General features: G+C 34.6%; 16 protein-coding genes. 4 read left to right on the forward strand and 12 right to left on the reverse strand.

The window, feature by feature from the left end:
• Positions 1–37: 37 nt before the first annotated feature.
• From SD960_RS06350 to SD960_RS06395, 10 genes are all read right to left on the reverse strand, one after another.
• On the reverse strand, positions 38–1,426 hold the full coding sequence (locus tag SD960_RS06350; protein ID WP_318801630.1) for an alpha-amylase family glycosyl hydrolase: 1,389 nt from the start codon (positions 1,424–1,426) through the stop codon (positions 38–40).
• A gap of 92 nt (positions 1,427–1,518) precedes the next feature.
• Positions 1,519–2,601, reverse strand: a complete 1,083-nt coding sequence (locus tag SD960_RS06355; protein ID WP_318801631.1) for a SusE domain-containing protein — start codon at positions 2,599–2,601, stop codon at positions 1,519–1,521.
• Between the two features lie 13 nt (positions 2,602–2,614).
• The gene (locus SD960_RS06360; RefSeq protein ID WP_318801632.1) at positions 2,615–4,126 is read right to left on the reverse strand and encodes a RagB/SusD family nutrient uptake outer membrane protein; all 1,512 of its coding nucleotides are present in this window, start codon (positions 4,124–4,126) and stop codon (positions 2,615–2,617) included.
• Between the two features lie 8 nt (positions 4,127–4,134).
• Positions 4,135–7,347, reverse strand: coding sequence for a TonB-dependent receptor (locus tag SD960_RS06365; protein ID WP_318801633.1), 3,213 nt, complete (start codon positions 7,345–7,347; stop codon positions 4,135–4,137).
• A 189-nt stretch (positions 7,348–7,536) separates the two neighbouring features.
• Positions 7,537–8,715 carry a FecR family protein gene (locus SD960_RS06370; RefSeq protein WP_318801634.1) on the reverse strand — a complete coding sequence of 393 codons (1,179 nt, stop codon included), beginning with the start codon at positions 8,713–8,715 and terminating at the stop codon, positions 7,537–7,539.
• Positions 8,716–9,197: 482 nt separating this feature from the next.
• On the reverse strand, positions 9,198–9,761 hold the full coding sequence (locus tag SD960_RS06375) for an RNA polymerase sigma-70 factor (protein WP_318801635.1): 564 nt from the start codon (positions 9,759–9,761) through the stop codon (positions 9,198–9,200).
• A gap of 374 nt (positions 9,762–10,135) precedes the next feature.
• The gene (locus tag SD960_RS06380; protein WP_042564741.1) at positions 10,136–10,792 is read right to left on the reverse strand and encodes an aspartate kinase; all 657 of its coding nucleotides are present in this window, start codon (positions 10,790–10,792) and stop codon (positions 10,136–10,138) included.
• Between the two features lie 118 nt (positions 10,793–10,910).
• Complete coding sequence (locus tag SD960_RS06385; protein ID WP_318801637.1) at positions 10,911–11,282, reverse strand: YraN family protein; 372 nt, start codon at positions 11,280–11,282, stop codon at positions 10,911–10,913.
• A gap of 84 nt (positions 11,283–11,366) precedes the next feature.
• A complete protein-coding gene (locus tag SD960_RS06390; RefSeq protein ID WP_318801638.1) occupies positions 11,367–12,266 on the reverse strand; it encodes an LD-carboxypeptidase in 900 nt (299 codons plus the stop codon).
• A gap of 163 nt (positions 12,267–12,429) precedes the next feature.
• The gene (locus SD960_RS06395; protein WP_318801639.1) at positions 12,430–13,503 is read right to left on the reverse strand and encodes a serine hydrolase domain-containing protein; all 1,074 of its coding nucleotides are present in this window, start codon (positions 13,501–13,503) and stop codon (positions 12,430–12,432) included.
• 137 nt (positions 13,504–13,640) lie between these two features.
• On the opposite strand from SD960_RS06395, the gene SD960_RS06400 reads away from it, so the two are divergent.
• The 3 genes from SD960_RS06400 (at position 13,641) to SD960_RS06410 (ending at position 15,692) form a co-directional block, all read left to right on the forward strand.
• The gene (locus SD960_RS06400; protein WP_318801640.1) at positions 13,641–14,741 is read left to right on the forward strand and encodes an endonuclease/exonuclease/phosphatase family protein; all 1,101 of its coding nucleotides are present in this window, start codon (positions 13,641–13,643) and stop codon (positions 14,739–14,741) included.
• Between the two features lie 102 nt (positions 14,742–14,843).
• Positions 14,844–15,383: a 3-hydroxyanthranilate 3,4-dioxygenase gene (locus SD960_RS06405; RefSeq protein WP_318801642.1), complete on the forward strand. Its 540-nt coding sequence runs from the start codon at positions 14,844–14,846 to the stop codon at positions 15,381–15,383.
• A gap of 135 nt (positions 15,384–15,518) precedes the next feature.
• The gene (locus SD960_RS06410; RefSeq protein ID WP_318801643.1) at positions 15,519–15,692 is read left to right on the forward strand and encodes a hypothetical protein; all 174 of its coding nucleotides are present in this window, start codon (positions 15,519–15,521) and stop codon (positions 15,690–15,692) included.
• Positions 15,693–15,797: 105 nt separating this feature from the next.
• Here SD960_RS06410 and SD960_RS06415 read toward each other — a convergent pair whose 3' ends face one another.
• Positions 15,798–16,757, reverse strand: coding sequence for a 3',5'-cyclic-nucleotide phosphodiesterase (locus SD960_RS06415; RefSeq protein WP_318801645.1), 960 nt, complete (start codon positions 16,755–16,757; stop codon positions 15,798–15,800).
• Between the two features lie 182 nt (positions 16,758–16,939).
• On the opposite strand from SD960_RS06415, the gene SD960_RS06420 reads away from it, so the two are divergent.
• Positions 16,940–18,493, forward strand: a complete 1,554-nt coding sequence (locus SD960_RS06420; protein WP_318801647.1) for an aldehyde dehydrogenase family protein — start codon at positions 16,940–16,942, stop codon at positions 18,491–18,493.
• 71 nt (positions 18,494–18,564) lie between these two features.
• Here the strand turns inward: SD960_RS06420 and SD960_RS06425 are convergent, their stop codons facing one another.
• Positions 18,565–21,324, reverse strand: coding sequence for a T9SS type A sorting domain-containing protein (locus SD960_RS06425; RefSeq protein WP_318801648.1), 2,760 nt, complete (start codon positions 21,322–21,324; stop codon positions 18,565–18,567).
• Positions 21,325–21,602 lie beyond the last annotated feature (278 nt).

Below are 21,602 nucleotides of genomic sequence, written 5' to 3' on the forward strand. Positions count from 1 at the left end.
ATTTTTTGCAAATCTAATTTTTTAAGTTGCTTTGGTATTAGTTTTTCAATACTAAATATTGAAAAGGTTCAAGCATTATTTCGGCGCCAACGGTTACAGTTGTTCCTGTAAAAGCATCTTTCCAGGTCCCTTTTAAGGCAGACGGAACCAAATATTTTGCTGTATTATTGGTTAAATTTGAAAGTACAAGCACTTTTTCGGCATCGTTTACCATTGTAAAAGCACTTACGGCATCGCTGCTGTATCCTGTAAAAGTTCCTTTTTTAATAGCGTTGCTTGTATTTCTGAAGGAAATAATCTTTTTATATTCGGCAAGCATTTCTGTATCTGCAACAGACCAATCGATAGGCGTGCGTGCGAAATAATTCAGTCTTTTTGCATATCCAATTTCCTGACCGTTGTAAATCATCGGAACAGATTTTAAATAAGCAGCCACAACAAATGCTGCAATAGATCCTTTCTTACCTCCAAAAAGTTCTAAAGGCGTTCCGTCAGAAAGGTTTACGTCATGATTCGTGGTGTAACGTACAACTCTGTTTCCTGTATTGTAGTTACTTGCATATTCTGTAGCATTAGAATCCTGCAGGGTAGTGGCGGATTTATTTTCTTTAAAAACTTTTTCTAATGTGCTAAAGAAATTAAAGCCAAATATATAATCAAAACCGGAGACGAAATGGCTTACTTTAGAACCTTCGGCCAACATTAAAATAGTTTGATTTTTTTTGATGCTTCTTAATTTTGTAATCGCATCTGTCCAGAAACCTTGTGGTACGAAATCAGCATAATCGCATCTAAAACCATCTACATTTGCTGTGTAAATCCAATAAGACATCGCGTCGATCATGGCATTTTTCATTTCAACATTATTGAAATCCAATTGTGCAACGTCATTATAATTAGTTCCGGGTGGAATAATAATTTCTCCTTTATCATTTTTTTGATACCAATTTGGATGTTGTGTAATCCAGACATTATCCCAAGCTGTATGATTGGCAACCCAGTCTAAAACTACAGCCATGTTTTTTTTGTGTGCTTCTTCAACCAAAGTCTGAAGATCTTGCAGAGTTCCAAAATCCGGATTTACGGCTTTATAATCTTTCACGGCGTAAGGCGAACCTAATTCTCCCGAAGCTCTTTCTTTTCCAACAGGAAAAATGGGCATTAAATAAATAACATTTGCACCCAATTCCTGAATTTGAGTCAATCGATCCTGAACTCCTTTTAAGGTTCCGGCTTCGCTAAAAGCACGAATATTAACCTGATAAATGATTGCGTCTTCCTTTTTTGGCATTTTTTCAAATGAAGAACCAAATTGCGGATAGGCAGGTTCTGTATTTGTATTATTGTCATCTGATGAACTACAGGAAACAAACGCCAGTGTAAGCGTAAGAAGTAGTGTGTAGATGATGTTTATATTATATCTCATATTTTCTAAATTTTAAGTTTTAGAAATGATTTAAAGTAACCTGCCTTTCAAAATGGAAAGACAGGTACAACTCAAACCAAACTAAATTTTTGTTATTTTTTTGTGATGGTGTAATTTGCTTCTGCAGGATACCCAAGACCAAGCGGATCAACATCGTTTATTTGAAATGTGATTTCATAGCTGCCAGCATCAGGAATATAGTGTGCTCCCGAATTATCAAGATAAGCAACAAAGTCTGTATTGTTTTTAGAACCGTAGTTAATTGCCCAATCGTTATTTAGCCTGAATTTTACATTTCCAGGTACTAAATTCACGGTTACTTTCCATGTTTTTGTTTGATAATCGTAGTTCATTGGTGTACTGGTATCCCAGCCACCGGGTGTTCCATCTCCAACAACTCCCCACGAATAGGCAATTGAGCTCCATTTTAAAGTATTTAAATTTACTTTTACCTGATAAGAACCTTCTCCCGGAAGTGCAAAATCAGTCGTACTCATGTTTTTCAGGTCACTGTTTGTCGCTCCTGCGCCGTAAAATTGCTCCCAGTTTCTACCTGTATTTAATTTAAATACGGGACCATAACCCGGTAAAACGGTTACATAACCCTGATAAATACCTTTTGAAATTTCTGGCAAAGCCAATGCCGTGTCTACATTCCAATCACCCTGATAAGCACCCGGCATATAAATTTCACCAAAAACAACACTTTTTTCATAAGGCGTCACCGTTATTGTACTGGTGTTTGAATAGATTTTACGATCCATTGTAGCTTCTATACGAATGGCTAATTGCCCCGGAACATCTATTGGAAGTCCTAAATCTGTTGCGATTTTATTTAAATCCCTGTCAAGAAATGATTTGCTTAGAACGTCTTCGCCAACCACAATTCGTTTTGCTTTTTGCCACGCCTGACTTCCGCTTATATCATTTACTAAATCAAATTGTATGGCATAAGTAACCGGTGCAGTAATAGGGAAAGTAACGGCAGGCCAGGAAACAAGCAAAGCCTGATCTTCTGCAGTACTTTCAGTAAGTATTATTTCGCTTGACGAAACTTCGAATGAAGAAGGAAAACTTACCGCCTTTAAAGTTGTTAACTGACCATCAGTTTCGCAGGATGAACCTAAAAACAGCAAGCCGCCCAACAGAAGTAATTTATTTATATATTTTTTCATGATCGTTTTGTTTTTAGTAGTAACCCTCGTTTTGTTTTAATCCTTTATTGGCATCTAAAGCAGATGTTGGAATTGGGAATAATTTTCTATAAGCTGGAGATGCCGGTCTGAACTCGTTTGCCAATAAAAATGTATCAAAACGAATCATGTCCTGTCTTCTGTGGCCTTCCCAGTTTAGCTCAAATCCTCTTTCGTTATAAACATCTGTAAGAGTTGGGTTTGCAGCTAATTCGTTTAAACCTGCACGAAGTCTGATTTCATCAATAAAAGGTTTTGCAGCACCGGCGTTTCCTAAACGGACATGACATTCTGCTTTCATTAAAATTACATCGGCATATCTAAAAATCGGAAAGTCATTTGAAGCTCCACCACCGGATCTTGGTGCTACCGGATAAAATTTCACATTACGAACACCAGCCTGAGGCGCAGCTCCCGGATTGTCCAGAGAAGCAACATCAAGCGTGTAATTGAATCCGCCTGGCTGTTCTCCAACTAAAAATTGTTTTATTCGAATATCATTTGCATCGTATTTCAGGAAGAATTCTTTAGGGACAATAGTTCCGTTCCAGCCATCATATCCAAATAAATTTTTACCGTGCGGACCGTATAAACTGCGCGTTGCATAAATATTACGCGAAACGACATCAAGTGTTGCGTAAATAGGCAAAATAGTTTCATCATCCGGAAGTACATCTCCAAACAATTCGTAGTATTTGTTTCCTAAAGGACTAGCGCTGTTTTCCGCACCAGAATGAAGACTATATCCGCCTTCGCTAACTTTATTGCAAGCGATTAAACATTCGTTCCATTTTGATTCTCCGGTATATACTTCGGCATTCAAATATACTTTTGCCAATAGTGTGTAACCTGCCCACCTGTTGAATCTTCCGTAATAATTTCCTCCTTTTGTAACAGAAAGCAAATCGACGTTTTGAGTAATTTCTTTTACAATAAAATCAAAAACTTCTTTACGGCTTGATTGCGGAATTTTATCGACTGTAATGTTATTATCTGTATAAAAAGGAACGTTACCAAAATCATCAATCAGTAAATAATAAAAGAAAGCACGTAATACTTTTGCTTCGGCAATTTTTGAAGCTTCGGCATTTGATTTTTCTAATAATTCGATGGCTAAATTGGCATTGAAAATAGATTTGTACAGCCAGTTCCAGGTATTGTTAATGATGAAATCTGTTGGCAGCCATTCGTGTTTGTGTAAGCGGGCAAAATCCTGTTGCCAGTCGCCGGTATTTCTATGCGGAATTACCTGCTCATCTGATGACATACAGTTCATATCATACCAGCCGTTATCTGCTCCGGCGTAACCAACACCCGGAATATTATTGCGTTGAAAGTCACCCGGAATTTCGGCATAAACGCTGGCAAGAGCAATATCTGCTCCTTCAGGAGTTCCATAAAAGCTGTCTGGTTGGTATTTGTCGTATATATTTTCGTTGATATCGGTACAGCTAAAAAGGGTTAGGAAACATGCGCTTCCTGCTATTACTATATTTTTTATTTTCATTTCTTTTACTATTTAAATTTTACAGTCAAACCAAATGCAACACTTCTGGTACGCGGATAAATTCCTCGGTCTCCACCAAAATTATCATTAGGATCACCACTTCCGCTGATGTTCAGTTCAGGATCCACACCTGTATAATCTGTAATCAGCAATAAATTGTTTCCTGTAAGAGAAAGTCGAACATTGTCTATATATTTATCGGTAAAACGGAAAGTGTATCCGGCCGTAAGATTTTCTAAACGTACAAATGAACCGTCTTCCAGCCATACATCAGATCCGTATGGAGAAGAGTGAATTCCTTTGTCGACAGCACTTTCTAAAATGTTTGATTTACCGGTATTTTCCAGCATACTTAAGTTTTGGTTCAGCGCGTTGTAAATTTTATTTCCTCCGGAACCTCTTACTAACATCGAAGCATCAAAGTTTTTATAACGGTAAGATGGATTAAAAGCAAAGGTGTACGTTGGCAATGCTGAACCTGCATAATAACGATCCGGACTTTTAACACCCTGATCGATTAGGCCGTTTCCGTCACGATCTAAAACTGTTTCCACACCATTGTCGTTTACGCCGGTATGCTCTAAAATATAAAACGCACCAACTGGTTTCCCTTGCACTAAGTAAGAGTTTGCCGCTCCCCATCCCACATAATCAGTATTTAATGGAATACCGTTAATGCTTCCGCTTAAATTAAGCACTTCATTTTTCATAAAAGAAACGTTTCCGGCTAATGTTAGTGTGCTGTTTTCAGTTCTGATGACATCGTAGCCAAGAGCAATCTCCAAACCTTTGTTTGAAATACTTCCTACGTTTGCTTTAATTTCCTTGAATGGAAAAGGAGGCTGAGGTACCGTATAATTAAATAATAAATTATCTGTTCTGGAATCGTAAACGTCTACGCTACCTCTTAGTCTTCCGTCGAAAAGAGAAAAATCAAGACCTAAATTAGTTTGTTTTTTAGTTTCCCATTTCAAATCAGCATTTGCGTTTTGAGAAATTCCAAAGTTGGTAATAAGCGCTCCTCCAAAGTAGGTAGTTCCTGCACTATCCACTAGCGGTAATGAAGTTTGCGGATAAAGACCTTGCTGATTACCGGTTTCACCATAGCCAACACGCAATTTTAATTCATTAAACAAAGTTTGATTCAGCATAAATGACTCTTTGTTTATTTGCCACGCAACAGATGCTGAAGGGAAATTTCCCCATTTGTTGTTTGTACCAAATACCGATGAACCATCTCGCCTGATACTTGCTGTAAGTAAATAACGATCTAATAAAGAATAGTTTAATCTTCCTAAATAAGAAACTAAAGACCTGTCGTTTTTATAAGATCTAATATCTGAGGGTCTTACTTTTGACAAATCACCAAACTGAAGTGCATTGTAAGTTGCTTCATCACTAATAAAACCTCTTGCCTGAGCAAAATTTCCCTGATAGGTCTGACTTTGCCATTCGTATAAAGCCAACGCATTAAAACTATGAACCCCAAAAGTTTTTTTATAAGTAAGACTGAAATTGGTTAATTTTTCGTTTTGTCTTTTATTATCAATATTGGCGTATCCTTTTTGTTCAACTGCAAAAGCTTCTGTTGACGATACAGGCAAAAAATAACCTTGAGTTGAATTTGTTTTTCTCCAGCTTCCAAACCAGTTTGCAGAGAATCCTTTACCCAAATCTAAATCGGCTTTTAAACTTCCAAATAAATTATCTTCTTGTTTTTCATTCTTTACCGACTGTGCTGCTGCATAAGGATTTAAGTATTGAAATACGGTTGAATCAGTAAAATAACTTCCGTCAGTATTATAAACCGGATCTGTTGGTCTGGCCAATAATGAATTTGTAATTAAGTTGGACTGATAAGAAACAGCACCAATTTTGGCAATACTTCCTGTTACATTATTTACTCCTGTATTTAAATTAAAAGTCAGTTTTAATTTGTCATCAAGAGCCAATTGCGTTGCCTGAACGCGCCCAATATATTTTTGGTTGTTTGAATTAATTACAACACCATCCTGCATAATTGCAGTTATAGAAGCTCTGTAATTGAATTTATCAGTTCCTCCGCCAAACGAAAGTGTATGCGTTTGCGTAATTCCTGTTTGAGTCAAAAGTCCGTACCAATCTGTGTCAGAACCGTGATTTGCAGATGCCGGAACACCAACACTTTGCGCAGTTTCCCACCATTGGTTTGCGTCAAGCATTTCTAGTTTTTTCGGAATAAAATCTATAGAAGTATAGCCGATATATTCCATAGTTGTTTTTCCCGCTTTATTTTTTTTAGTAGTTACAATGATAACTCCGGGCGCTCCTCTTGAACCGTAAACTGCTGTAGCCGAAGCATCTTTTAGAACATCGATACTTTCGATTTCACTTGGCGGAACCTGATTTAATAAATCCATGTTTCCCTGAATTCCATCAACAACAACAAGCGGATCATTTCCTCCAATTAAGGAAGAAATACCACGAATACGAACACTTGGTCCTGAACCTGGCTCACTACCAATTTGCGTAATATTTACACCCGCAGCTTTTCCTGAAATCAACGATAACGGATTTACAATGGCGCCCTGGTTCATATCTTTTGCAGCAATTGAAGAAACTGCTCCGGTAACATCTTTTCTGGCTGTAGTACCATAACCAACCACTACAATTTCCTGCAGGTTAGTAGCATCCGGAAGAAGCTGAATATTGATAATATTTTGATTTGCTGTTACTTTTTTCTCTTTATATCCTATAAAAGATACTACGATTACAGATGCACTGCTTTCAACAGTAAGTTTGTATTTTCCGTCAAAATCAGTTACCATTCCGTTTTTGGTTCCTTCTTCGATAACAGAAGCGCCGGGCAATGGCAAACCATTTTCGTCAGTAATAATTCCCGAAACAGTTACTTTTTCATACTGAATATTTTCAGTTCTTAATTCCGGTTTTTTAAGTATAATTTGTGTATCTCGAACTTTAAATTCGGTTGGAGTTCCTCTAAAAAGTTTATTTAAAACAATATCAATAGTTTGGTTTTTTACCGAAATTGAAATGACGCGATCAAGATCAATGTCGTTTAATTTGTAAATAAACCTGAAATCTGTTTTTTGTTCAATGGTCTCAATAACCTTTTCGATTGTTGAATTGTTTAATTCGAGGGTAACTTTTGTTTTTTGGGCATAAGTATTTCCTCTAATATTAAACATGGCGACCAAAATAAGTAATGTAGTTAGTTTCAATTTTAGGTCATTTTGGAACACTCGGTATAAAAACCCAGTATTCTTTGATTTTTTTTTCATAATTTTGTTAATTGATTGTAGTTAATTCGTTATATTCAATCACTTAGTAAATCGGAAATTGTTCGCAGCTCTTTCCGATTTTTTTATTCCTGTACTTTTAGTTCTTCATAGTTTGTCATGTTTTTGTGGTTATTTAATTACTATCTGATTGTTTTTTATTGTGTAATTAATGCCATGAATATCATTAAAATAACTCATTACATTTTCTATTGATTCTTCTTTAAAACTTGCGTTGAATTTTTCATTGGCCAGTTTTTCGTTTTTGTTGATGATCGTCACATTATAGCGTCTTTCCAATTTTGTAATAATATTTTTGAAAGTCATATTTCTAAAAGTCAAACCGCCGTTTATCCATGAAGTATAAATGTCTGTAATAACGGGTTTTGTTATAATTGAGGCGTTTTCTCTGTTGAAACTTCCTTTGTAACCTGGTTTAAGAATCGTGTTTTTATCAGCATTAAATTCTTCATTTGTATTGTACATTCCCACAGAACCTTCAACCAAAACAACATCTGTTGCGGCATCTTCAGGATAATTCGAAACATTAAAATGAGTTCCTAAAACGCGTACATTCAAGTTGTCAGCGTTTACTATGAAAGGATGTTTTTTATCTTTGGCAACATCAAAAAAGGCTTCACCATCAAGAAAAACCTGTCTGTTTTCGCCCGCAATAAATCTTACAGGATATTTTAAAGTTGTTCCTGAATTCAGGTGAACAAGCGTTCCGTCTGACAATTGCAATTGGAATTTTTTTCCATACGGAATTTTAATTGTGTTGTACGAAACTTTCTCTAAATCTGAATTATTTTCATAAACCAATTTGTTTCCAGCTTGATTTCCAACCACATTTCCTTTTGAATCCAAAACCTGAACAGAATTATCTTCATGAATGATCTGCACTTTTCCGTCTTCCAATTGCAAAACAATATCAGTGCTTTTAAAGTCGAATTTTGGTTCAGATATTTTGTTTTGGATATTCTGTTTGTAGAAAAATCCAATTCCCAATAAAACCACAACCGAAGCAGCAATTGCAATGTATTTTTTGAAGTGGGATTTTTTAGGAGCAATATCAATAGTAGTTTCATTTTCTTTTGATGAACTCAAAATATTCATAAAAATACCATCGGCAGTTTGCTGACTCATTTTTGGCATTTCGCCCAAAAGATTTTTGATATCTTCTACAGAAGGGAAATCATCCGTAAGCTTGTTTTTTTTATAATACGCAATTACCTCGTTTGTTTCTTCGGGTGTGCATTGGTTTAAAACAAACTTTTGTAAAAGATCTTTTATTTCAGAATTTGAATTCATTACGAATTGATTTTAGTTCGGGTTTTATATAATACAGTTGAAAGAAAGTTGAGTACTATTCAGACGTTGTAAATTTTTTAATTTTAACATATTGATGATAAAAAAAATGCGTGAAGTACTGATTTTGTTAGGGCTTTTGTGATTTTTTTTTCGAAGAAACAAACAGTTTTGTCATTTCGGGCGAAGGAAAATTGCATGAAGAAAGCGACGTACTGTGTTTTAACCCGCAAAATTGAACGCGGATAACACGGATTCGCCTTGCGAAAACACAGATTGTCGCGGATTTTTTATTTAAACGCATTTTTTGTCATCCTGACGGAGGAAGGATCGCACTCGTAACTCGACAAAGGTTGGCGATATAGCATGCGGAGTCTCGAATGTGATCCTTCCTTCGTCAGGATGACAATATTGCGGAACTCTTTGCGGTTAAACAAAAAAAATCACCCGAAAGAGTGATTTTGATGGTTAAAGCGTATTTTGGTTTAGATAATTTCATCATGAACCTGGAAAAAGACTCGCATCGATTCTAATGCTTTGCTCATTTGGTTCCTGACTGTATTTATAGAGATGCCGAGTTCCTGACTTATTTCTTCGTAACTCATGCCTTTCTTTCGTGACATTTTAAAAATTTGTTTCCGTTTTGGCGGTAATTGATTCATAGCTTCTTTTCGAAGTTTTTTGCAATCTTCTTCACGAATCGAGTAATCACCATATTCATGGGATTTTTGGCTTTCATAGAAAATCTCTTCTTTAAGAAGCACTTCGTTTGCTGCTTTGTTTAAGAAATTAAAAGCCTGATTTCGGGCAATTGTAAAAATATAGGCCTTAAAAGATTGTTCCAGATTTAATTTCTCCCGATTCTGCCAGACTTTCATAAAAACATCCTGCACATTTTCTTCCGCAGCTTCTTTTGATTTTAAAATGCTAATGCTATAACCATAGATGTCTTGGTAGTATAAATCAAAAAGTTGACGAAATGCTTTTTCGTTACCATCTTTGAGTGCACTAACCAATAATTTTTCGCTATTGTTTTTCGCTTCTAACATTAATTTAATTAGTCTTTATTTAATTCTAATTATATTAGGATACTGTAAAATGAGTAGTTTATTTGTTGACGGGTTAGCAAATATATAAAAATATAATTCGCAACAAATAGCATATAAAAAAATATAATTAAAATTTTTTTAATAAAATTTTAACGAATCCCTAGTAACGGCGCATAGGAATTGATTTTACTGGTTTATAAAATTTTTAATGAAATTTGTTAAAAAGCTGTAAATGCTGATATTTAAAAGGAATATTCTTATGCTTAACTTTAAACATGGCCCAATTTACAATAGGATGAAAAGAAAAAATCCTTTTATCTAAAAGACAAAAGGATTTATGAAGAAGAATTTTAAGATTCTATTTTTTATTCAAATTAGTTTTTCAAATCTTTAATTACTTTAAAAGCAACGTCAACCTGATCTTCTCCAACTAAAATGGTGAATTCATTTGAAGTCGAAATTACCTCATTTATAATGATTCCTTCCCAAGCCAAACGCTGGAAAATGAAATAATAAATACCAGGAACTACGATGTTTTCTTTTGGTAATTTTACTGTTATCGAAGCCAGATTATCTAATTTCTGAATTAGTTTTTCGCGCATAAAATGTTTTTCAACCAAATGATTTACACTGCTGCTAACCACGATGTTAGTTTCATTTACACCACGAGATGAGGTATAAAAAATATCAGATAAAACATTAATATCAGAAATTAAATCTGCTTGTTTGTTCAATACGGTTTCTGAAGCTGCAAAAGTGTAATCTGTCAATTCAGAACGAACTGTAATCTCACCAATATTCTTAATTACCTTATTAATTTTGTGGTTCAATTTAAAATCTAATTCTTCTGTGAGCCGTTTTAGCGACATTACAACAGCGCCTTGTTTCACTTCTTTACCAAATTCACTTTCAAGCTCGGTCATAATGTTCCTTGACAGAGAAGTTAAGTTGATAATTCCAAGCGACAATGCGTTTAATAGAAATGGCTTTGTTTTGATGTAATTTTCTACAATTGATGAAACGGTTTTCATAATTCTTTTTTTTTTTTGTAACGTAATTGGGTTGGTTTAGTTTAATAGGGTTGTTATAAAACCTTGCAAATATAAATAAAAAAACAATTTGTTACAAATATAACAATAAAAAATTATGTTAAAAATGGTAAAAAGCGTCTGTAAGATGTTCAATTGCAAATGTTTCATCCTTTTTTTGTACGGCAATTATGTCAAAACGAATTTCTAAATCTTCTTCAAAATCCTTTTCCCTATAGTTTATGTAGGCATTTATTGCTTTTACCAATAATTGAATTTTTTTTGGCTTGACAAAATCTTGTGGCAATCCAAAATCTGTACTTGATCTTGTTTTGACTTCTATTACCGCTAAAAAATTATCTTTTTGTGCAATTATATCTATTTCTGCCTTCTGAAAAATCCAGTTTCTATCGAGTATTTTATAACCATTTTCACGGAGATATTCTACCGCAAGTTCTTCTCCTTTTTTTCCAAGTTCGTTGTGTTCTGCCATTTTTGCTTTTTAGCCACGAAGTCGCAAAGACACAAAGTTAATTTCTTTGCGTCTTTGCGACTTCGTGGCTATTTTGAGTTTATATTATTTTTTAAAAGTAAGCGTACTACTGGATGCGTTTACATCAATTGTAACCGTGCTTCCCATAATTAAAGCTCTGTTATCCTGAATATGTCCTGCAGGGAAATTAAAAATTACCGGAATATTGTATTTTTTAGTAACATCATCTACAATTTCAACAGCATTTTTTCCCCATGGCACTTCGTTATCTTTCATTTTGGTCATCGCGCCAACAACTATACCTTTTAGGTTTTCGATACAGCCATTTCTGCGTAAATTCATCATCATACGATCGATATGATATAGATATTCATCTAAATCTTCAATAAATAAAATTTTATCTTTGCAGTCTATTGCCGATTGTGAACCTAATAAGCTATATAAAATAGACAGATTTCCGCCCACTAATTCGCCGGTTGCAGTTCCAAAACGATTCATTTTATCAGGTCCAACAGAGTAGGAAAGCGGTTCACCAAACAAGCTCGATTTCATTGAGCTGATAGCTGCAGGAGTCGCACGCGGGATCGTTACGGGCATTACACCATGAATAGATTTGTAACCCATCGTGTTTAAATGGTTGTGTAAAACAGTAACGTCGCTAAAACCAATAATCCATTTTGGGTGTTGTTTAAATTTGGTAAAATCAAGTAAATCAATCATTCTAACAGTTCCATAACCGCCACGAACACACCAAATTGCTTTGATATTGGGATTATCTAATTGTTTTTGAAAATCAGTTGCACGTTGTTCATCAGTTCCTGCCAATTGATTAAAATCGAGTCCAATTGTAGTTCCAACAACTGCTTCCAGACCCCAACTATGCAATAAATCGATTGTTGGTTTTAGGTTGTCATCGATATTTTTTCTGGCAGTTGCTAAAATGGCTACAGTATCTCCTTTTTGTAAATAAGGTGGTGTTATCATGTTTTGTTGAGATTGACAGGTGAATGATTGTAAGGCAAAAATAAGAAATACGAATTTAAAGTAACCAAAGTGTTTCTTCATGTGACGTAAATTGTTCGTTTTCATATTTTTTCTTTTCCTTAAAATTATAAATTATTTTTTAAATCAGATTTTGGTTAACTGATTAACCACCATATTTGTTTTGCAATTTTTCTAAAAGAAGCATTAATCCTTTATCTGCTTCTTCAGATTGAACATTGGCAAAAAGAATAAAAGCTTTGTTAATTGCAGGGCAAATATACACTTTGGTTAAAAAAGTTCCCGGATTTCCGTTGTGAAATGAATATCGTAATTTGTTATTTTCTTTGATTTCTGATTCCCATCCAAACGAAAATTCAGGTAAACCGTAATGCATTTTATTAAATTCTTCGGCGCTTAATAGTTCTGATTTCCCCAATAAACCCTGCAATTGCATTTGTGTAAATTTACAATAATCAGGCAAACTAAGGTTTACATTTCCTGCCGATGAAAGCCAGTTGAGTTTGTAATTTAATGCCGGAGCTTCTGGTTTTAAATCTTCATCATGTCCCCAGGGCTGATTAATATCTTTTAAATTTGGCTGACCAAAATCAAAATCGATATTTAAACTTTTGCCTAATTCTTTTACCAGAGTTTCATAAGTTTTGCCTGTTGCTTTTTCGAGCATTAATCCAGCAGCAACATAACTTGGATTTGACCAATAAACATCTTGTTTTTTTACATTCTGATTTTGATGTAAAAACCAGGCTATAAATTCATAACGCTGTTGTTGGTTATTTCCTTTAATTTCTTTTTGGGTTGGCGTTTCATTTCCATACGACCAAATACTTAGTTTGGCTCTAAAAGTGATGAAATCCTGTAAAGTAAAATCGTAAGTTTCCGGATTGCTTTTTGCTTTTAATTCAGGGTATAAATCAAAGAATTTGGTGTCCCATTTTATTTTTCCTTCTTTAACCAAAACCGTTGCCAAATAGCTTGTGATTGTTTTTGTGATTGATCCTAAACGAAATCGATCATCAATTTTTGCTTTAAAATCAGTATTAATTCTTTGATTTCCTAAACTTTCAATTTCTAAAACAGTATCAGATGAAACAACAGCATAAGCCAGTTCAGGAATATGATATTTTATTCTGATGCTGTCGGCAAGTGCGCTATTTTTTTGACAATAAAAAACATTAGAAAAGGTAAATAAAATAAGAGCAAAAAAGATTTTTTTCATTTTTTGAATAGAAGAATTGAGTCAGCAAGTTACAAGAGAAATTACAATAAAAAAATGCCAAATGAAAATTAAATTTAATATAAATTTCTTACAGATAATTTTATTCTTTACTTTAGATTTTTATTCAATCAAAATATATGCACACGCTTAAGTTAAAGTTCTTATTAATATTCGTCCTTTCAATATTAAATATACAAGCCCAGTCTAAAAAGTACACTATTCATACTGTAGCTTTTTATAATTTCGAAAATCTATTTGACACTATAAATGACCCAACTACACATGACGACGAGTGGACGCCAGCCGGAGTTCAAAATTGGACGAAAGCAAAATATCAGCAAAAATTAAAAAATCTTTCGATTGTTTTGTCAGATATTGGAACTCCCGAAAACCCAAATGCACCAACAATAATTGGTGGTTCTGAAATTGAAAATAGAGGTGTTTTGGAAGATTTGATCAAAGAACCCAAATTGCTTAAATTTGATTACGGAATCATTCATTTCGATTCGCCGGATAAAAGAGGGATTGATGTAGCTTTATTATATCAGAAGAAATATTTTAAACCAACATCCTATTCAAACATACCTTTATATATTTTCAAAAATAAAGAAGCAATCAAGGAAGAGGAAAAGGATGAAACTGAAAACGAGGAAGTAAAAATAAAACCTCAAAATAATAGGGTTTTTACAAGAGATCAGCTTTTAGTGACGGGCTATTTAGAAGGCGAAGAAATAAGTATAATTGTCAATCACTGGCCATCGCGCTCTGGTGGAGAAAAAGCTTCGAGTAAATTTCGGGAAGAAGCGGGCAAATTAAACAGAAGAATTATCGATTCGCTACAGCGTATAAATCCTAATGCCAAAGTAATTACAATGGGAGATTTAAATGATGGGCCTTATAATAAAAGCGTAAAAGAAGCTTTGGGCGCAAAAGCCAAAAAAGCAGATGTTCCAGAATTTGGCGTTTTCAATCCCTTTGAAGAAATGTTTTATAAAGGGATGGGAACTTTGGCTTTTCGGGATTCCTGGGATATTTTTGACCAGATTATAGTGTCAAAATCATTGATTAATCCTGATTTTGAATCATTTAAATTTTGGAAAGCAGGTATTTTCAACAGATCTTATCTCATTCAGACGTCGGGTAAATATAAGGGATATCCGTTGCGGCATACTTTGACAGAAGTTGGTTTTAGTGACCACTTTCCGGTCTATATTTATTTGATAAAAGAGATGAGATGAGCCACAGTTTGAGTTTCAGTTTTCAGTTTTTAGTAGTGAAAACTGCGACTGCGACTGAAAACTTTTCATTAACTTAGCTACATAAAACATACTTCAAATAAAATGGCAATAGCAAAACCTTTTAACCTTACCAAATGGATCGACGAAAACCGTCATTTACTTAAACCGCCTGTTGGAAACAAAAATCTTTATGTAGATTCCGGTGATTATATTGTAATGATTGTTGCAGGTCCAAATGCCCGAAAAGATTATCATTATAATGAAACTGAAGAACTTTTTTATCAGCTTGAAGGTAATATAAAAGTTGTCATTCAGGAAGATGGCGAGCGCAAGGAAATGGAACTGAATGCAGGCGATATGTATTTGCATCCTGCAAAAGTTCCGCATTCTCCTGTTCGTTCCGAAGGTTCAATAGGTTTGGTAATTGAACGCAAACGTGCCGGGAAAGGCTATACTGATGGATTGCTTTGGCATTGCGATAATTGTAATCATAAACTTTATGAAGTGTTTTTTGAATTACATAATATTGAGAAAGACTTTTTGCCGCATTTCGAACATTTCTATAATTCTGAAGACTTAAGAACCTGCGATAATTGCGGAACAGTAATGGAAAGTGATCCTCGATTTGTTGCGAAGAAATAATTTTTTTAGGAGCTAATCCCGCTATTCGTTCCAATCTTTTTGTGTCCGCAGCGGCGAACACAAAAGGATTTCCACTTCTATCGGGGCTAGGGCATTAGTTTTCAAAATAAAATTTAATGAGTAAATAAAATTAGAATGAAAAATCCAGATGAAATAAAGGAAACTACTTCTGTTGAGAATATCATTAAAGAAATTCATCTTGAAGAATTAAAAGCAGAAATAGAACAAGGAAAATTAGATATTAAAGAAGGTCGATTTATTACTCATGAAGAAATGCTTATTGAGCTGAAAAATAAAGGAATTATATAAATCTTAATTGTAGATTGAACTCAAAAACCTTTGTCAAAGTTTTAAACTTTGACAAAGGTCTACACAAGAAAAATCTTTTATAATCTAATAATCTGTGGCAAAAAACTACAACTCAAAACGCTTTCCTTGTTCAGGATAAATAATCTTCAATCCTAAATCATTTTGATTTTTAATTTGCTCTTTAATTTTAATAATATTTTTTGTTGGTGGTTTCAAATGCGTAATGATAATTTTAAAACCTTTTAAAGTATCTTTTCCGGCCAGTTCTTCAAGAACATGCATTTCCTGCATTAAATAATTAGGTGTCAAATGGCCAAATAGAAACTTATCGGGCTGTTCATTTGGAAAAGAAACTTCGATAAAAATTCCTTTCAATTGTTTGTTTTTTACTAGTGGAGCAATTGCTGTCCATAAATCACGTAAATCAGTACTTTTTTCTACAGCATCAGGTCCTGTATCGCCAAGATACAAAGCATAATCTTCGCCATTCTTTATTAAAAAAGTAGTGCTTTCAAACGGATTTACATGACTTAACGGAAACGCTTTTACCGTCATTTTTGTATTCGTTAAAGGAGTTTCTTCTCCAATATTCAAAGTTTGAAAATGATATTTTTTCAAAGGAAAACCAACTCCGGCATCTCCAAAATTGGCCCAGGTTTGATCGTTAAAATAATGGTTTTCCATCATTTCCATACATTTATTCGTAGCATAAACTGTTTTTGAAGAATCGGCTGGGGAATTAATTATTAGACCAGAAACGTGATCTAAATGTGCGTGCGATATCAAGTATCCTTTTATGTATTTTCGTAAAACTTCACTTGTTGAAGCTTTAAAAACTTTGTTTTCAATTGCTTTTTCAATTCCTGCATTTACAGTTCCCGCGTCAAGACAGATAAAATCTTTTGTGTTGGCCGGAGCCAACAAATAAGCCGATAGATTTTTTTCGTCAATTCCGCCTTTTACTCCTAAAGGAACAATTTGGAATGATGCTTTTTGTTCTTTTTGAGAAAATGCATTAAAAGATATTAAAAGGAAACAAAGTAAAAATCGATTGAAAATAGTCATGTCTGGATAATTTTATAATGCAAATTTCATCAATTAAAGCGAATAAATAAGGGCATATTTCTAAAATTCATATGAAATAACGCTAAATTTACGTTTATTTTAAAATCTCATTTAGATTGTTTTTCAGCTCGAAAACAATATCTTTACATGAAAATATAACAATTTTAACTAAAAAAGTTACAATGACAACAATAGCATCGCAATTTGGAATGAATGAGGCTCTGGATAAATTGGGCATCAAATTGATAAATGAAGGAACATCAACAGGGATCAATAATTTTTCGTCAGGAGAAGTTTTAGATAGTTTTTCACCGGTTGACGGAAAATTAATTGCCTCGGTAAAAATGTCAACTCAGGAAGATTACGAAAAAGTAATGCAGGCTGCTACGGAAGCTTTCAAGACATTTCGTTTGATTCCTGCTCCGCAACGTGGAGAAATTGTACGTCAGTTTGGAGAAAAATTACGTCAAAATAAAGAAGCTCTTGGTAAATTGGTTTCTTATGAAATGGGAAAATCATTGCAGGAAGGTTACGGTGAAGTTCAGGAAATGATTGATATCTGCGATTTTGCGGTTGGATTATCACGTCAATTACACGGATTAACGATGCACTCTGAAAGACCTGGACACCGTATGTATGAACAATATCATTCATTGGGAGTTGTAGGGATTATTTCTGCATTTAATTTTCCGGTTGCAGTTTGGGCTTGGAATACAGCTTTAGCCTGGATTTCGGGTGATGTTTGTGTTTGGAAACCTTCTGAAAAAACTCCTTTATGCGGAATCGCTTGTCAAAATATTATTGCTCAGGTTATCAAAGAAAACAATTTGCCAGAAGGTATTTCATGCCTGATTAATGGCGATTACAAAATAGGAGAATTAATGACGGCAGATACACGAATTCCTTTAATCTCAGCTACAGGTTCAACCCGAATGGGGAAAATTGTTGCTCAGGCAGTTGCAGGACGTTTAGGAAAATCGCTTTTAGAATTGGGAGGAAATAATGCTATAATTGTAACTCCGGATGCAGATATTAAAATGACCGTAATTGGTGCTGTTTTTGGTGCTGTTGGAACTGCTGGTCAGCGTTGTACATCAACACGTCGTTTGATTATTCACGAAAGTATTTATGATAAAGTAAAAGATGCTTTGGTTGCGGCCTACAAGCAATTACGTATAGGAAATCCGCTTGACGAAAACAATCACGTTGGACCGCTAATCGATACTCATGCGGTTGAAATGTATGCAATTGCATTAAATAAAGTTGTTGCCGAAGGAGGAAAAATTTTAGTTGAAGGCGGTGTGCTTTCAGGCGAAGGATATGAGAGTGGATGTTACGTAAAACCTGCAATTGCCGAGGCTCAAAATTCATTTGCAATTGTACAGCATGAGACATTTGCGCCGGTTTTATATTTAATTAAATATTCGGGTGATGTAGATAATGCAATCGAAATTCAAAATGGAGTAGGTCAGGGATTATCTTCGTCTATTATGACGAATAATTTACGTGAAGCAGAAAGATTTTTATCTGTTGTAGGTTCTGATTGTGGTATTGCAAATGTTAATATCGGAACTTCAGGAGCAGAAATAGGCGGAGCTTTTGGTGGAGAAAAAGAAACAGGAGGCGGGCGTGAATCAGGTTCTGATGCCTGGAAAATTTATATGCGCCGCCAAACCAATACCATTAATTATACAACAAGTTTGCCATTGGCACAAGGTATAAAATTTGATTTGTAGTTAAATTAAATGATAATTAATAAGAAAGGCTTCCAAATATGGAAGCCTTTCTTTTAAAATTTAGTTTGCTATTATTTCTTTAGAATGGTTTGATTAATTGTACCATTGGATGTGTAAATTTTCGCAAGATAAGTTCCGTGAATAAGTTTACTTATATCGATACTTTCAGTATTTTTTCCTGATGAATTGACCAATGTACCCGAAATATTGTAAATCTCGATTTTCTCTACTGTTTGGTCAGAATTAGAGAGATACAATACATTAGTAACAGGATTAGGATATAAAACGACTTTTGCAGTTTCTGCTTCTACAGTTGGTGTATCTGCTATACGTAAAGTACTTCCGCTATATTGTGTGCTCATATAAAATAAATTAGCAGTATCTTTCTTTGTTATTGTATGGCTCCCTGCAGCAAGTGTCACAGTCACAATTCCCCCTGAAGCAGTTTTATCTACGTTGTCCACTTTAATTGTTCCTGCCGCTTCAACAAATACCAAAGTCAAAGTGCTTGGCTGCGTTGTTGTAAAAGTTATGCTTGTAGACGACTCAATTTTAAGACATTGTGTCAATATTAAGCCATTGTAAGTTACAGTTCCTTTTGTTGTAGAGAGATTTCCTGTTATGTTGTAGAAAGAACTCGTTTTTCCTGAAGTTGTAAAATTGTGTATTTCATTTCCCCCTGGATTATTTGTCGTTACCGTTATTGTGCCCGATCCGGTTGCAGCTGATCCTGATGATCCGGTTGTGGCGATTGAATAAGATAAAGTTGCAGTTGGTGTTCCGGTAATTGTGATCGTTTTTGCTGTTGTATTTTTTACAAAACTAATTCCGGATGCAGGTAATCCTGTAACAGTGGCATCTGTTGCGCTACCTCCCCATGTAAATACGATCGAACCTATTGCAGTCCCGCTTGCAACTGTTTGATTGTTATTGGCAGTTGAAGTTAAAGTTTGTGCCGAAGCAGTTGTAACCGTTATAGTTCCAGATCCTGTTGCCGGTGTTCCCGTTCCTGTTGTAGCAATAGAATAGGTTACATTTGCAGTTGGTGTTCCTGTAATTGTAATTGTTTTTGCTGTTGTGTTTTTTACAAAACTTATTCCTGATGCCGGTAAACCGGTTACAGTTGCATCAGTAGCGTCTCCTCCCCATGTAAATACAATAGAACCAATTGCTGTGCCAGTTGTCACAGTTTGATTATTGTTTGGAGTTGAAGTTAAAGTTTGAGAACTTACAGGAGGATTATTCGTACCATCCTGGACAAATACTAAAGTCGTCTGATAATTTACGAGGGCAGCTTTAAGAGCCGTATTAACAGCATCTGCAGTATCGTCTACAGCATTGTTGAAAGTCCATTTTAAATCTCCGCCAGAAACACGCCCTGCATATTGCATTACATTTGTTTTTGCAGTTTCAGGGCTATCAGGAGTGTAAGAATACATAACACTTGAATTAGTATCAAAGTTGTTGTAAGTATTAGAGCCTTGTTTAGATTTTATACTACTGCTGATAGTTTCGTTTCTTGTTGAAGCAATATAAGCATCAAATTCAACTGGATTTGTGCTTGCGTCATAACCTACAAAACGTGTTTGCCCGCTAATCGTGTTGTTGAATGCTTTTATTGTTCCACCATTTTCGCTTGAAAAAGTTCCTTCAGCACCATTATATACATCAGTTCCCTGCATCGAAGTTAGCATTGGATATTTGCAATTGCGAAAAAAGTTATTTTCAACAAAAACAGATGAACCTAATGTTGATCCTACTCCATATTTTGAATTTCCGTCATAATAATTGTTATAAACGTGAGCAGAATAATAGCGCACACGAGGATGACGAGAATCAGAATGGTCGTACCAATTGTGATGATATGTGATGTATAGTCCCGCAGTTGTTCCTTCACTTAATCCTAATAGATTTGATTTTCCCGAATCCCAAAAGTGATTGTATGAAAACGTAACATAGGTTGATTTTTTACAATCCATAGCTCCGTCTCCTTTTACCTGATCTGCATCGCTTCCTGCATCTCCATAGAATAAATCGCAGTTGTGTACCCAGACATAATCGTTGTTTTGTTGTAATCCAATATTATCACCTTCGCTGCTATTACAGTTCATAGTTCCAATATTTCTGATTTCGATATTAGAAGCGTTTTTAATTCTTATTCCCCATCCGTCCGCTACAGCATCGTTCCCGATACCTTCAAAAGTAATATAGCTGGATGCGTTTTTATTATTTTCTATCGCTATATCGCCACTTTGCATATACGATAGATCTGTAATTTGTCCCACCAAACGAACAATTAATGGACGCAAATCCTGACCTTTCTTGTATCCGTCCAAAATAGTTTGTAAACCAACGCAGGGATTTGTTGTTGCTCCCGTAACATTTAATGATACGGTGTTTTTTGTTTGTTCTGTAATGTATAAAATTACAGCATTACTTTTTAGCGTACCATCAGCATTGTAGCCACCTGGCACACGTCCGTTTGAAAAAGCGAAGCCAGTTCTGTCTTGTGCTTTCACTGTAAGAGAGCCTGTCGTGGTGCCTGTTCCTTCTGTTCCTGAAACTACAGGTTTTATTTTTACGGTGTAGGTACCAGCTTTTAGTCCGGGAATATCTGCACGGAAATAAGATCCATAACTGCGAATAAGCTGATTGTCGATTTTTCGATCAGTAATTCCTTCACCTGTATAGTATACATTATACGATTGCGCATTGCTTACAGGTTGCCATTTTACAAATACAGATTCGAGCCATCCAGTAGATTCGGTAATTTGCTGTGCCCATGATTGTATGGTTAGCAAAAACATCAAAATTAGTAAGTTTTTTTTCATAATAGTTGGTTTAAGGTTAGTAAAGAATAATTTGTGGTTATTTACTAATTACAAAAAGTGGTTTTATTGTAATCGATTACACAAAAATAAATAAAATTTCGATATTCAAAATATTTTTGTCATAAAAAAACATATACTATAAAAAATAATCTATTTATTTATGTATTATGTAATAAATTGCATTAATTGTAATTTATTACATAACATTCTAAATATTGCTTAGGTCTTATTTTTACTACACTTTTCAGCATATTTTAAATATTATAAATAAATATTAT

This window comes from Flavobacterium sp. MMLR14_040 (assembly GCF_033657265.1).
Lineage (GTDB): Bacteria > Bacteroidota > Bacteroidia > Flavobacteriales > Flavobacteriaceae > Flavobacterium.

What these genes read in the sequence shown, in the direction of transcription:
- SD960_RS06350 (WP_318801630.1), bottom strand. Translation starts at nt 1,426, where the DNA reads ATGAGATATAATATAAACATCATCTACACACTACTTCTTACGCTTACA.
- SD960_RS06355 (WP_318801631.1), bottom strand. Translation starts at nt 2,601, where the DNA reads ATGAAAAAATATATAAATAAATTACTTCTGTTGGGCGGCTTGCTGTTT.
- SD960_RS06360 (WP_318801632.1), bottom strand. Translation starts at nt 4,126, where the DNA reads ATGAAAATAAAAAATATAGTAATAGCAGGAAGCGCATGTTTCCTAACC.
- SD960_RS06370 (WP_318801634.1), bottom strand. Translation starts at nt 8,715, where the DNA reads ATGAATTCAAATTCTGAAATAAAAGATCTTTTACAAAAGTTTGTTTTA.
- SD960_RS06375 (WP_318801635.1), bottom strand. Translation starts at nt 9,761, where the DNA reads ATGTTAGAAGCGAAAAACAATAGCGAAAAATTATTGGTTAGTGCACTC.
- SD960_RS06380 (WP_042564741.1), bottom strand. Translation starts at nt 10,792, where the DNA reads ATGAAAACCGTTTCATCAATTGTAGAAAATTACATCAAAACAAAGCCA.
- SD960_RS06385 (WP_318801637.1), bottom strand. Translation starts at nt 11,282, where the DNA reads ATGGCAGAACACAACGAACTTGGAAAAAAAGGAGAAGAACTTGCGGTA.
- SD960_RS06390 (WP_318801638.1), bottom strand. Translation starts at nt 12,266, where the DNA reads ATGATAACACCACCTTATTTACAAAAAGGAGATACTGTAGCCATTTTA.
- SD960_RS06395 (WP_318801639.1), bottom strand. Translation starts at nt 13,503, where the DNA reads ATGAAAAAAATCTTTTTTGCTCTTATTTTATTTACCTTTTCTAATGTT.
- SD960_RS06400 (WP_318801640.1), top strand. Translation starts at nt 13,641, where the DNA reads ATGCACACGCTTAAGTTAAAGTTCTTATTAATATTCGTCCTTTCAATA.
- SD960_RS06405 (WP_318801642.1), top strand. Translation starts at nt 14,844, where the DNA reads ATGGCAATAGCAAAACCTTTTAACCTTACCAAATGGATCGACGAAAAC.
- SD960_RS06410 (WP_318801643.1), top strand. Translation starts at nt 15,519, where the DNA reads ATGAAAAATCCAGATGAAATAAAGGAAACTACTTCTGTTGAGAATATC.
- SD960_RS06415 (WP_318801645.1), bottom strand. Translation starts at nt 16,757, where the DNA reads ATGACTATTTTCAATCGATTTTTACTTTGTTTCCTTTTAATATCTTTT.
- SD960_RS06420 (WP_318801647.1), top strand. Translation starts at nt 16,940, where the DNA reads ATGACAACAATAGCATCGCAATTTGGAATGAATGAGGCTCTGGATAAA.
- SD960_RS06425 (WP_318801648.1), bottom strand. Translation starts at nt 21,324, where the DNA reads ATGAAAAAAAACTTACTAATTTTGATGTTTTTGCTAACCATACAATCA.